At 41.2% G+C, this 12,127-nt stretch carries 12 protein-coding genes; 1 reads left to right on the forward strand and 11 read right to left on the reverse strand.

Annotated features, from left to right (window positions below; all coding sequences use genetic code 11):
- Positions 1-2,609: HYR domain-containing protein (locus DFQ04_RS18285; RefSeq protein ID WP_166637241.1), on the forward strand; the 2,609-nt coding region annotated here is incomplete at its 5' end.
- A gap of 77 nt (positions 2,610-2,686) precedes the next feature.
- On the opposite strand, the gene DFQ04_RS03210 is transcribed toward DFQ04_RS18285, so the two are convergent.
- The 11 genes from DFQ04_RS03210 to DFQ04_RS18380 all read right to left on the reverse strand — a co-directional run bounded on the left by DFQ04_RS03210 (position 2,687) and on the right by DFQ04_RS18380 (position 12,126).
- The gene (locus DFQ04_RS03210; protein ID WP_133552617.1) at positions 2,687-3,097 is read right to left on the reverse strand and encodes a hypothetical protein; all 411 of its coding nucleotides are present in this window, start codon (positions 3,095-3,097) and stop codon (positions 2,687-2,689) included.
- Positions 3,098-3,190: 93 nt separating this feature from the next.
- Positions 3,191-4,741, reverse strand: a complete 1,551-nt coding sequence (locus DFQ04_RS03215) for a glycoside hydrolase family 99-like domain-containing protein (protein WP_133552619.1) — start codon at positions 4,739-4,741, stop codon at positions 3,191-3,193.
- Between the two features lie 49 nt (positions 4,742-4,790).
- Positions 4,791-5,303 carry a GNAT family N-acetyltransferase gene (locus DFQ04_RS03220; RefSeq protein ID WP_166637242.1) on the reverse strand — a complete coding sequence of 171 codons (513 nt, stop codon included), beginning with the start codon at positions 5,301-5,303 and terminating at the stop codon, positions 4,791-4,793.
- Positions 5,304-5,358: 55 nt separating this feature from the next.
- Positions 5,359-5,652 (reverse strand): phosphoribosylpyrophosphate synthetase, encoded by a 294-nt coding sequence (locus DFQ04_RS03225; protein ID WP_133552623.1) that lies wholly within the window; start codon positions 5,650-5,652, stop codon positions 5,359-5,361.
- Positions 5,653-5,763: 111 nt separating this feature from the next.
- Positions 5,764-6,726: a transketolase family protein gene (locus DFQ04_RS03230; protein WP_133552625.1), complete on the reverse strand. Its 963-nt coding sequence runs from the start codon at positions 6,724-6,726 to the stop codon at positions 5,764-5,766.
- A 24-nt stretch (positions 6,727-6,750) separates the two neighbouring features.
- On the reverse strand, positions 6,751-7,602 hold the full coding sequence (locus tag DFQ04_RS03235; protein WP_133552627.1) for a transketolase: 852 nt from the start codon (positions 7,600-7,602) through the stop codon (positions 6,751-6,753).
- Between the two features lie 9 nt (positions 7,603-7,611).
- Positions 7,612-8,061 carry a thioredoxin-dependent thiol peroxidase gene (bcp, locus tag DFQ04_RS03240; RefSeq protein WP_133552629.1) on the reverse strand — a complete coding sequence of 150 codons (450 nt, stop codon included), beginning with the start codon at positions 8,059-8,061 and terminating at the stop codon, positions 7,612-7,614.
- A gap of 30 nt (positions 8,062-8,091) precedes the next feature.
- Positions 8,092-9,969: a M23 family metallopeptidase gene (locus DFQ04_RS03245; RefSeq protein ID WP_133552631.1), complete on the reverse strand. Its 1,878-nt coding sequence runs from the start codon at positions 9,967-9,969 to the stop codon at positions 8,092-8,094.
- A complete protein-coding gene (locus DFQ04_RS03250; protein WP_133552633.1) occupies positions 9,956-10,567 on the reverse strand; it encodes a fumarylacetoacetate hydrolase family protein in 612 nt (203 codons plus the stop codon). Before DFQ04_RS03250 ends, DFQ04_RS03245 begins: the two co-directional genes overlap by 14 nt.
- Before the next feature lie 105 nt (positions 10,568-10,672).
- Positions 10,673-11,329, reverse strand: a complete 657-nt coding sequence (locus DFQ04_RS03255) for a DUF4377 domain-containing protein (RefSeq protein ID WP_133552635.1) — start codon at positions 11,327-11,329, stop codon at positions 10,673-10,675.
- Positions 11,330-11,439: 110 nt separating this feature from the next.
- Positions 11,440-12,126 carry a DUF4377 domain-containing protein gene (locus tag DFQ04_RS18380; protein ID WP_133552637.1) on the reverse strand — a complete coding sequence of 229 codons (687 nt, stop codon included), beginning with the start codon at positions 12,124-12,126 and terminating at the stop codon, positions 11,440-11,442.
- Between the last annotated feature and the right edge of the window lies 1 nt (position 12,127).

Raw genomic sequence — 12,127 nt, forward strand, 5'->3', positions numbered from 1 at the left:
TGGGAACTACACGGATAAGCTGGACGGCAAGAGATAATTTCGGCAATTCAATAACAGCCTTCCAGGACGTGATAGTAAGAGATACGGAAGGACCTATTTTCCCGACGTTGAATTCGATTGTTCAAGATCAGGATGCGGGAGTTTGCCAGGCAGTGGTGACTGTTCCGAACCCGGTAGTAACAGATCTTTGTGGTGAGGTAGCGACTGGATTTAAGATTACCCGATCTGATGGGAAGACCAGTTTAACAGCACCGTTCCCGGTAGGCAAGACCACAATCACTTGGATAGCCACGGATAAGTCAGGCAATGAGAGCCAGGCGACACAGGATGTGATTGTCAAGGATACCGAAGGACCGATTTTCGAGCCGTTGAATCCGATTGTAGTAGATCAGGATGCGGGAGTATGCCAGGCAGTGGTATCTGTACCGAACCCGGTAGTGACAGATCTTTGTGGTGAGGTAGCGACTGGATTTAAGATTACCCGATCTGATGGGGAGACCAGTTTAACTGCACCGTTCCCGGTAGGCAAGACCACAATCACTTGGATAGCCACGGATAAGTCAGGCAATGAAAGCCAGGCGACTCAGGATGTGATTGTCATTGATATTGAGAAACCATCTGTTATTGGCCTTCCATCAAACATTGTGGTAAACAATGACAAGGGCGTTTGTGGAGCTTTGGTAAGCTGGACAGCTCCAACTTCAAGTGATAACTGTTCCGGAAGTACCATTCTACAAACTGCAGGTCCTGCAAGCGGTTCGGTGTTCCCAGTTGGAGAGACCACCGTGACTTACACTGCTACCGATGCATCAGGCAACACGTATTCGGCAAGCTTCACGGTATCGGTGAATGACACCGAGGATCCGGTTATTGAAGGTATGCCTGCAAATATCAGCGTAAGCAGTGATGCAGATAAGTGCGGAGCTATTGTAACTTGGACTGCACCAACAGCAAAAGACAACTGTGAGGTCAAAACCTTCACAACCAGTCATGCACCGGGAAGCCTGTTCCCAGTTGGAACGACCACTGTGACTTACACTGCAGAGGATATTCATGGAAATGTGCAAACCGCAAGCTTTGATGTGACGGTAACCAATAACGCACCTTCGAATCTGGTAATCACAGCTCCAATAATTCCTCAAGCAATTGGTACAGCTGTTAATGTCAGCGCAACCTTCGTGGATGAGAATATTAAATCCGCAAAATGGACTGCTTTTGATGGAAACATCGTAACTCAAACTGCTACTATTTCTGCTACAGGAACCTCCACAGCTTATACATTTACTAGCCTACCAGCTGGGGTTTATACGATCATACTGGAGGTTGAGGATCATTGTGGTTTGAAGGCCAGCCAGCAATTTGAATTTGTAACCGTCTATGATCCAAACGGTGGATTTGTGACTGGTGGTGGTTGGATTTACTCCAAGCCAGGGGATTTGAGAACTAAGCCTGAAGCTGAGGGTAGAGCAAACTTTGGATTTGTAGCCAAATACAAGACTGGTAAGAATCTGGTGGATCAGGTGGAAGGAAATACCAACTTCCAGTTTAAGGAAGGGGATTTCCACTTCAAGAGTACATCCCACCAAAACATGTCTCTTGTCATTTCAGGAGCAAAAGCTACCTACCGAGGTGAGGGTACTGTCAATGGATTGGGTTCCCATAAATTCATGGTAACTGTAATTGACGGCGACCTGAGAGGAGAGTTGGATAAGTTTAGAATCAGAGTTTGGGCTAATAACTCCTCAAGTGATGTCATTTATGACAATGAGTACAGTTTGGCCGAAAATGCAGAAGCTACCACTCTGTTGGGAGGTGGATCTATTGTAATCCATAAACCTGTTACAAAAGGCAACAAACGTGTATCTACCGAAATGATTGAAGTGCCTTGGAATACGCCGATCGAAACCGTGAAGAAAGAAGTAGAGAAGATGAGTTTGACTTGGTTTGAGGCTAAGAAATTGCCAATGACTATTCAGTCTGATTCTTACAATCCTTTGGTTCCGGGCATCTATGAGTTGAAAGCAGATTTGGTGGAAAATGAATTCTATTCCTTGGATGAACCGATTTCTATCCTGGTGATGGTTCAAAACAAACCTATGCCTTTGGATATCACGATCGATAATAACAAGCTTGCTAAAGGAATGAAAGCTGGGGAAGTTATCGGAATCATGAGAACTCTCGATCCAGTGGATAATATCCATACCTATACCTTAGGTGAGAATCCAGACGTAGAATTGGACGGTGATAAACTGGTTTGGAAAGGTTCCACAATTCCTGCAAGACTCGACTTGACAGTATTCAGTTCGGATAGGGCTGGTCAGACCATTTCTAGAGAAATCACACTTCGAAGAGAAATGAAGCCAGGTGAGTTCTTCGTCTATCCTAACCCTGCAACCGAAGAAACCAATGTAATGGTTGAAATGGATCAAAGTTCAACTGTTGCAATCCGAATCTTCGATGCTGTAGGTAGATTGGTGATGGAGAACCAGGCTGTTAGAGAAGGATCCTTCACCCAGAAAATTGACCTTCAAGGCTTGGCCGCAGGTATGTATACCATTCAAGTGGAAGCTGGAAATATGGTAATGACCAAGCGATTGATTAAAAAGTAAATCAAGTTCCAGTTATAAATTAAAATCCCCTTTCGATTGAAAGGGGATTTTTTGTTTGTATGAGCATGGTTTAAAGTTTAGGCTGGAATCAAAGATTTGTTTTCATTTAGTTTTAAAATAAACAATCCCAAAGAGATCAGCGCTAAATTCTTGATGATGTATTGTCCGACTAGAGTAGGAGTAAACCAATCTTGCCAGGTATCATTAGGTAGAAAAAATACAGGAAGAAAGGTTGCAGTCATATGAACCAATAGAATTATGGTTGCCATTTTGGTCAAATTCGGAATTAGCCAAATAATTCCAATCCCACACTCGGCCAATCCAAAAAGTTTATTGAAAGTACTAAATGGAATCCATCCTGAAAGAAGTTGGTCGAATAGATTATGAACCAAAGGCTCGGCAGGAGAGATCCCTAAAACTTTCAAAAGGCCAAACCAAAAGAAGATTACGAAGAGGGAAATTCTTCCCAAGAGTAGAAGGTTATTCATAGGGTATGAGTTTTTTTGCCAAACCTATACCCATTACGAATCAAAAAATATGATAAAAATCAACCTTGGGAATAAATAGGATCAGTGAAAAGCCTATTTATTCCCAAAAACCTCCTGAATAGCCTCTAAGTAGTCAAATCCATGTCCTTCTGTGGGTTCGATATAATTCCCTTCCAAGTATTCGTTCCAGCAGCAGATCATCACTGTGTTTCCATTGGTGTTTCGGTATTTTCTGGAAACTTGCTGGGCTTCTTTAAGCTTCGCCAAGAATGAAGACTTGTCGCTATGGACTTTGTCTTTGTAAGGTTCAGAAGGAAAACCAGTTTGTTGAGGCCAAGTCCCTCCGGCAGGTCGCATATCCCAACCCATGGCTACTGGAACCTGATATTCAAAATTGGGATCGGCCTGAAACTTTTCACTCCACATTTGCCAATGACCTCTATAGGTATTTCTCATGTCGGCATAGCTTCTATTATCCTTGTCCATGAAATTATGGTAAACATAAGCTGTCATCCCTTCAAAGCCCATTCCTTTTAGTCTCGGTACATATTCCTGTAAAAGCATTCGGTTTCGGTAATCTCCACCTTCCCAAGGCCTAGCTGGGTTTTTGGCTTTCCATTGAGTAGGTAATCCATAAGCTCTTTCCCTTTCCAGCATAGGACCAGCTGTCACAGCAATAAACTTGATTCCAGGAATTCCCGCCTTTTGAGCTGTTTGTTGAGAAAGGTCCAATAAATCTTTCAAAGTCAATCCGTAGTAAGCAGCTCTCGATTCCGCATCTTGAGGGAAATAAAAATAGATTACAGGCCGGCCGTCACTTGCTTTTAAATAATCTGGTCTGGAAAAATATTGGTCTATCCAAAGCTGGGTTATTTTTTCATGGACTTTTAAATAAAGCTCACGATCAGGCTTTTCTCCATCATAATTTGCTTTTCTGGCCAGTTCATCCGGAGAGCCTATTTTAAGCCAGTTCATCCATCGCTCATGACTGTCATCACACCAGTTGATGGCAAATTTCATTTGTTGCTCAGGAGGAAGCTTGGCGTTTTCAGCCAATAAAACCTCTAATTGATCGCCCCATTCCACCAATCCCGGAACGGCAACTCTTCCATCTCTATTGGGATCTATTTGCCAACCTTGGGGGTAATAGATTTTCGACTGTGGTCCAAAGTACAAATGGTAGTAGTAATGCCTTCCATAAAACCAATCGTATGCAAAAAAGTCTATCCCATAGCTTTTCATGTATTGCAATTGCTTTCTGGCTACTTCTGGATCTGTTCGATTGTAAAATCCTTTGAGCTCGGCAATTGGTTTCCTATCCAAATAAGGACCTTCAAAAGGAAATCGGGCATTGTAAACTCTTCCTCTTGGTCCCCAAGTCCCGGTATTTTGAAGACTAGAACAGTCCTCCTTTCCCGTTAGGCATGACCAAAAACTATCCCGGTCTACATTCGGATCAGGTGAGGTATTCCAGGACGGCATAAAATATACCCCAACCATTTCATTCTCTTCGGGATTCTGAAAAGAGGAAAAAGACCCTAAGGATAAAATTCCTGCTTCATTCTTTGTTGGACTAGATTGCTGGCAGGAGAAGCAGATGAAGAGTAAAGCAGGTAAAAGAATTTGGAATGCTGATTTTTTCATAGGAAAAGTCTTTTACTAAAAATACCCAAATCAGCCAAAAAACCTGCTTTTAGGATATGACTTTCTTTAAGATTTGGATTCCCCTGTACTCTGGATAGATCCTCTCAAAGTCTAATACATAGCTGTAAACTTCAGAGAAGCCCATTTTTTCATAAAACCGCTTGGCCTGAATCTGGCTTTCCATAGCTTCCAACCAAATCGCTTCCAGCTTGTTTTCTTTCGCAACTTGCTCACAATGTTTCATCAATTCTTGAGCTATTCCTTTTCCATGAGCCTTGGGATGAAGGTAAAGCCTATGCAATTTCATGGCATTTGGGATTTCAATTTCTCTGGGAGAAAAGGGAAAATCATATTTCAGGATTCCGATTTTTTCTTCTTTCCATTCCACAAAAAAGTAATGGCTCCTGCTTCTGGCCAATTCCTTTCTGACTGTTTCAGGATTATAAATCAATTCTACATACCAATCGCCTTTATCCTCCCAAATGGAATGATAACTAGCCCGATAAACTTCATCCATCAGGCGGTATAAAATTGGTTGATCTTCAAGTAGAACGGGATTCAAAATGAGTTGATTTGAATCTAAGAGGGAAATTATCATGCGAGAAAAACAGTATTCCTTACTTCAATTTGTTGATAAGTTCCTCGGTCATGGAGTCAGCGTAGGTTCCATAAGAATTGACCAAAACTCCTTTGATTTTTCCATCTATTGAGGAAATAGCAAATAAAATGGCTTCATCAGATGGATTGGTATTTCCCTCAAATCGGAAGGTTTGATCCACTTCAAATTGGGAGGGAAGCAGGCAGACATCCTTGCAAATCAAACTATCAAACCGGATGTTAAAATCTTCCGTATAGCCTTCTTTTCTCAATTTTTCCAAGGTTGCAACAAGTGTGGGTTCGTAGTTGGGCATAGTTGTAAATATTTGGATTAAATGAATTTACGGTTTTAGGCTCGGAAAATTCAGAAAAAATAAAACCACAGACTGAAAATCTGTGGTTTCAAAACTAAAGGAAAGAATAGGTTATTTCCTTTCCAAAGCTCTTTTGGCAGCTTTTACAATATTCTCAGCATTCAAGCCATATTTTTCCAAAAGCTGGGTAGGAGTTCCTGACTCGCCAAAGCTGTCATTAACGCCTACGTACTCCAAAGGAGCAGGATTATGTCGGATTAAAGTTTGGGCTATGCTATCTCCGAGGCCACCATTGATTTGATGCTCTTCGGCAGATACAGCGCAACCTGTCTTAGCCACAGATTCCAAAATTGCTTCCTCGTCTAAAGGCTTGATCGTATGGATATTGATTACTTCGGCATGAATTCCTTCAGCTCTAAGCATGGCTTCGGCAACTACTGCTTCCCAAACTAAGTGTCCTGTTGCAAAGATGGTGACGTCTTTTCCGTCGATCATCTTCCACGCTTTTCCAATTTCGAACTTTTGATCAGTAGGAGTAAAGATCGGCCAGCTAGGACGACCGAATCTCAGATAAACCGGTCCTTCATGCTCCGCAATAGCCAAAGTCGCAGCTTTGGTTTGATTGTAATCGCAAGGATTGATCACAGTCATGTGAGGAAGCATTTTCATCATGCCCAAGTCCTCAAGGATTTGGTGAGTTGCTCCATCCTCACCCAATGTCAAACCAGCGTGAGAAGCACAGATTTTTACATTTTTGTCTGAATAGGCAACTGATTGACGGATTTGGTCATATACACGACCAGTAGCAAAATTTGCGAAAGTGCCTGCAAATGGAATTTTTCCTCCTATGGTCATACCAGCGGCAAGGCCGATCATATTCGCCTCTGCAATCCCGGTTTGAAAGAATCTCTCAGGAAATTCTTTTTGGAAATCTCCCATTTTCAAGGAGCCAATCAAATCCGCGCATAGTCCGACTACATTCGGATTTCTTCTTCCTGCTTCCAAAAATCCATCTCCAAATCCTGATCGGGTATCTTTCTTTTCTGTATAGGTAAATTTTAAGTCTAAGCTCATTTTGTTGTCTTTTGAAATGGGTTATCAATAATCACCTAGGGTTTCTTCCAACTGTCCCAAGGCTTTTGCCAGCTGCTCGTCGTTAGGAGGAGAGCCGTGCCATTTGTGGGTGCCGACCATAAAGTCTACCCCATAGCCCATTTCAGTGTACAATAAATTCATGATTGGTTTGCCTTTTCCAGTAAGGGATTTGGCTTTTTCTAGCCCTTCCATAACCGATTTTAGGTCATTGCCATTTTTTGTTTCGATTACTTCCCATCCAAAAGCTTCCCATTTGGCTTTTAGATTCTTCAGGTCCATAATCTTAGTGGTAGGCCCATCAATTTGCTGACCGTTGTAATCCACTGTAGCAATAAGATTGTCCACTCCGTAGTGAGCTGCATACATAGCTGCTTCCCAAACTTGGCCTTCCTGAAGCTCCCCGTCACCCATAAGGATATAAACCAATTTATCATCTCCATTTAGCTTTTTGGTTTGGGCAGCTCCCAAGGCTACAGAAAGACCCTGACCCAAAGATCCTGAGGCTATTCTGATTCCTGGAAGGTGCTCATGAGTAGCTGGGTGACCCTGAAGTCTGGAGTTAAGTTTTCTGAAAGTTTTCAATTCTTCGACAGGGAAGTATCCACTTCTGGCAAGAACTGAATACCAACCAGCTGACAGGTGGCCATTGGAAAGGAAGAATAGGTCTTCTCCTTTACCATTCATCTTGAAATCTGGATTGTGTCTGAGTTGATCAAAGTAAAGTGCAACGAAAAATTCAGCACAGCCCAAAGGTGCACCGGGATGTCCTGATTGGACTGCATGAACCATTCTCAGCACATCTCTTCTGAGTTGGGTACAAATTTTTTGAAGATCTTCAATAGATTTTTTTTCCATTAGGTAGGTTTATTTTAGGATTTGAGCAGTATGATTTTTGGTGTCAACTTTTTCGATGATTTCAGCAATTTTTCCCTGCTCATCGATTACAAAGGTTGTTCTCGCAGTACCCATGTATTTTCTTCCATACATAGATTTTTCCACCCAGGTACCATAAGCTTCATGGACTTTAAGGTCAGTATCTGCGATCAAAGAAAAAGGCAGGGCTTGCTTTTCAATAAATTTTTGGTGGGATTTTTCATTATCCGAACTGATTCCCAAAACCACATAGCCAGCTTTCAAAAGTGCATCGTAATTGTCTCTCAAATTACAAGCTTGAGCGGTACAGCCTGGGGTAGCATCCTTGGGATAGAAATACAAAACAACTTTTTTTCCTTTCAAATTTGAAAGTTTGATCAGTTCTCCTTTTTCATTTTTCGCCTCAAAATCCGGTGCCATTTGGCCTACTTCTACTGCCATAATTTTTATTCTTTTTTGGTAAAACTTAGATTATGCAATTGTTCCTTTCCATTCATTTACGTTGCCGGCCATGTCGGTAACCCTCAAAATAACAGGACCTTTAAGCGTTTGTCCTTTGGGAGTTTCTGACCAAATCACGGCCTGTTTATGCTCGTATCTCATCAAAACCCATTTTCCATCTACCCAAGCCTCAAAACTTTTGATTCCAGAAAGATTATCCTTGATAGTAAATCGGATTCCCTGACTGTTTACCCGGATAGGTGAAACGGTCGGTTTGACTTGATCTTCGGCTAAAACAAAGCTACCAAAATTTCTGGTTTGGAATCGGATTTGGCCTCCTTCCCATTCTCCCCCTACGAAAGATCTGGCCCCATTTGCCGATCGCAAATAGACATGAGTTTTTGCTTTATCTCCTGAATATCCACTTACATCCCAAGTGACTTCAATCGGATTCCATAGGTATTCAGTCGTTTCCTGTAATCTTAATACAGGTGCAGAGGATGAACCAGAAAAACCAACTCTTAAGTAGAGGTCTTCCAATAAACTGTTTTCCTCTGTTTTTACCCGAAGCTTATCAGTGGCATGTAGGTGCTCTTTTCCAACTGGAAAATGTCCTAAAAGGTCTGGAACAAGAATCTCTGAACAAAGGTCAATTTTGGATGGGATACCAAATCTGAGATCCCACAAATAGGTTCTTGATTGAGCATCTTGGTAGGCAGGAAGAATTTCATAGACCTGATTTCCAATGAAAAACTGAGCCAATCCACCTTTATCAGTTTGGGCAACCCGTATTTTCATGTGATGCTTGTAATAGGAGGTTTGGGCTTTTGCCGGAGCTGAACCGTCAGAAACTGTAGAATCTAAATCTGCTCCTGTAAGAGTTAAATTCACTAACCTGGAATTGTTGTAGGCATCAGAAAGCTTGATTTGAATATTTTCCTTTTGTCCTGCCTCTACCACGAAAACACCTGTTCCGGGGGTATTTGGAGTAAAGAAATCAAACTTCAGATCTGGTTGGAAGTAAAGTTTGGTAAAACGATTTTGATGGGTGTGAAGCAAAAAATGACGGGTAAAATTAAAATCTACCTTATTAATTAGGACAGTATATAATGGTCCTTGATTTCCAGAAACTTCAAATTTTGGAAAGCCGTTTTGATTTTCCGCTCCATCCAGCTTATCATAACTCTGGATTTCCAATCCCACTTTTCCTGTCACTTTTATGGTCTCAGGAATTCGATAACTTGAGCCGCTAAGAATAGGAGTGAGTTCAATTCTTTGGAATTTTCCATTTACTCTGCTGTCTATTTCTAGAGGAACAATTGCGATTTTTTGGGGAGTAGGGGGTATGTTATCCAAAATCTCCGGTAAGCCAGCCAATAAAGGATCCATTGCTCTATCCAAACTGTCCCGAATCTCAAAGTGCAAATGAGGGCCACCAGAGCTTCCGGTATTTCCTCCGTAAGCGATTAACTCACCCTTTTTTACTGGCAATTCTCCCGGTTGAGGATAGACCTCTAACTCATTTTGCTGGGCCTCGTACATTTTCCCTACCATCCAGTCATGGAGTTTGGGATTGAAATTTCTCAAATGCCCATACAACGTGATGTTTCCACTCGGGTGTTTCAGGTAAATCACATTTCCATACCCAAATGAGGAAATTTTAATCCGATGAACCCATCCATCTGCAGCTGCATAAATTGGCTCTCCTTCTACTCCTCCAAATTTGTAGTCCAGGCCAGTATGAAAATGGTTTGGCCTGAGTTCGGAGAAGTTACCGGATAAGTAATTTCTTCCCCCTGGTTTGACAGGAGATCGGAAATAGCCTTTTTGGATTTCTTGGGCTAAAAGTCCTGTTGAAATCAAAAATCCTAGAAAGAGAAAAAAGAGAATAAGCTTACTTGACTTCAAAATCCAGCATTTTTTCTGTTCCAATAAATCCAACCAAATGATCACCCACTTTTACGGGGCCCACTCCGGCAGGGGTTCCTGTGTATATTAAGTCTCCTTTTTTCAAAGTAAAAAACTGAGAGACATAGGAAATGATCGTGGCAAAATCAAACAGCATCAAGCTGGTATTTCCTTGTTGTTTTACTTCCCCATTGATTTTTAAATGAAAATCTATGTCTTTTAAATCCTTGAAATCAGAAACTGATTTGAATTCCCCAATAGGTGCTGAACCATTGAATGACTTTGCAATTTCCCAAGGCAAGCCTTTCGCTTTGCATTGATCCTGAAGGTCTCGCGCAGTAAAGTCAATGCCCAAACCAATCTCCTCAAAATAGCGATGAGCAAACTGAGGTTGAATGTATTTTCCTTCCTTGGAAATTTTGAGGACTAGTTCTACTTCGTGGTGAATATTTTCTGAAAAATCAGGGTAGAAAAATGGTGCTCCTGCTTTAAGCAAAGCAGTATCTGGTTTAAGAAAAACGACAGGTTTGCCAGGTTTTTCATTTTTCAGTTCCTCAATATGAGCCGCGTAGTTCCGGCCGATGCAGATGATTTTCATGGGTTGATGTACTTTATCCGATGGGAAATCTTTGAAAATTTTCCGATGTGAAAATAAGCATATCCTTTTCAAAAAGCGGTCAAAAAGGACGGATAAAAGAGATTTTTACTCGGATGGCTGGAATCGTATCAGGAGATTTCCTTTTTCATCAAAAAACTCCAAAAAGCCATCCGGTGTGAGTTGATAGTGTGTGGTGGATTGGACAAAGCTAAAACCTCCTTCTTGAATTGGGCTTTGGGCTAAGCAAATTTTATCGGCCTCCAATCGATAATAGGTATCCACTAATTGGATTTTTCTTTCCCCTACTTCCCCCATACCTGTGATTCCCCTAAAACAACCTCCATAAGTTTCGAGCGTTCTGCTTAGTTTTTGTATTCGAATAAAAATTGGAAAATAGGGTTGGTCGGGTAGAGGGATATTTTTCCAGGCCCCCTCGATATTGCCTATATAATCTTTCCTTTTCTCAAGTACCGATTTCAATTTCAGTTTTTGAGGAGGCTGATCCGCTTCATATTCTACTTTTAGCTTGTAAAAATACCCTTCTTCATATTCAAACCCTTTAATCTCGAAACTCTCAGTTCGGCGTTTCCAGCTAGAGTAATCCAGCTCTTCTTTATCTTGAGTAAGAAAAAAAATTCCTGCTTCGGCATTGGGGTAAAACTCGGTACCAAGTCGATACGGATAGACCCAAATGATTTTTGTCTCTTTTTCAGTACAGGAAAATAGTAGACATAAAAACAACAGATATGCGTTTCTTCTCACTGAATTTTAAAAATAGAACAATTCAAAACTAAACCCTATCCATTCAAATCAACTCTCAGAAAACGCAAAGCACGAACAAAATTTTTGTTGATTTTGCAAAAATGCTTCTCCTAATCCACCGCCTGTAGCATCATCAGATTTTTACCCTCCTCATCCATTAGGTAAAGAATCCTATTTTCGATTTTATAGGTTCTGATTTTTTCTAGTGCTTTTTGCACATCAAGTTCCACTTCCATATTAGGACATGCCATCATCGTGCTTGCCCCGGGGCCAAGCAGAATTTTAGAATCCCCAGGAATAGAAAATCCCCCTCTGACAGTATTGCAACCCATATTTCCGAAAAAAGTACCCTCGGATCCTTGGAATTCAAAAATCAAGGGTTCGTTTTTATTTGAAGATTTCGGGTCTTGAAATCTTCCCACGTAAATCACCTTCCAGATATTCGTCAGTGCCAATCTTGGATCCGGTTTTTTACTGATTACTTCGACCAATTTGTAAGAAAGGGAAGAGGCATCTGCTGGAATAGGCTCTTTCTTTTTGGTTACCTCTACTTTGATTTGGTATAAAAATCCAGGTTCATAGTCAAATCCTTCAATTGCATCATAAAACAGTTTCCACTTCCCTGATTCCCATTCTGCTTCTTTTTGAATTTGAAAGCAGGTCATTTGGCTTACTCCAACACAATCAACCCGAGCGGAATTAATCCACCAGATTTCTGTTTCGAATTCTTCTGTTTGTTCTTTTTGACAAGTTGTAGCCATTAAAAGAAGGTTGAGGAGGAGTAGGATAGTTTTCATG

Origin of the sequence: Algoriphagus boseongensis (assembly GCF_004362805.1) — a bacterium.
Classification (GTDB): domain Bacteria; phylum Bacteroidota; class Bacteroidia; order Cytophagales; family Cyclobacteriaceae; genus Algoriphagus; species Algoriphagus boseongensis.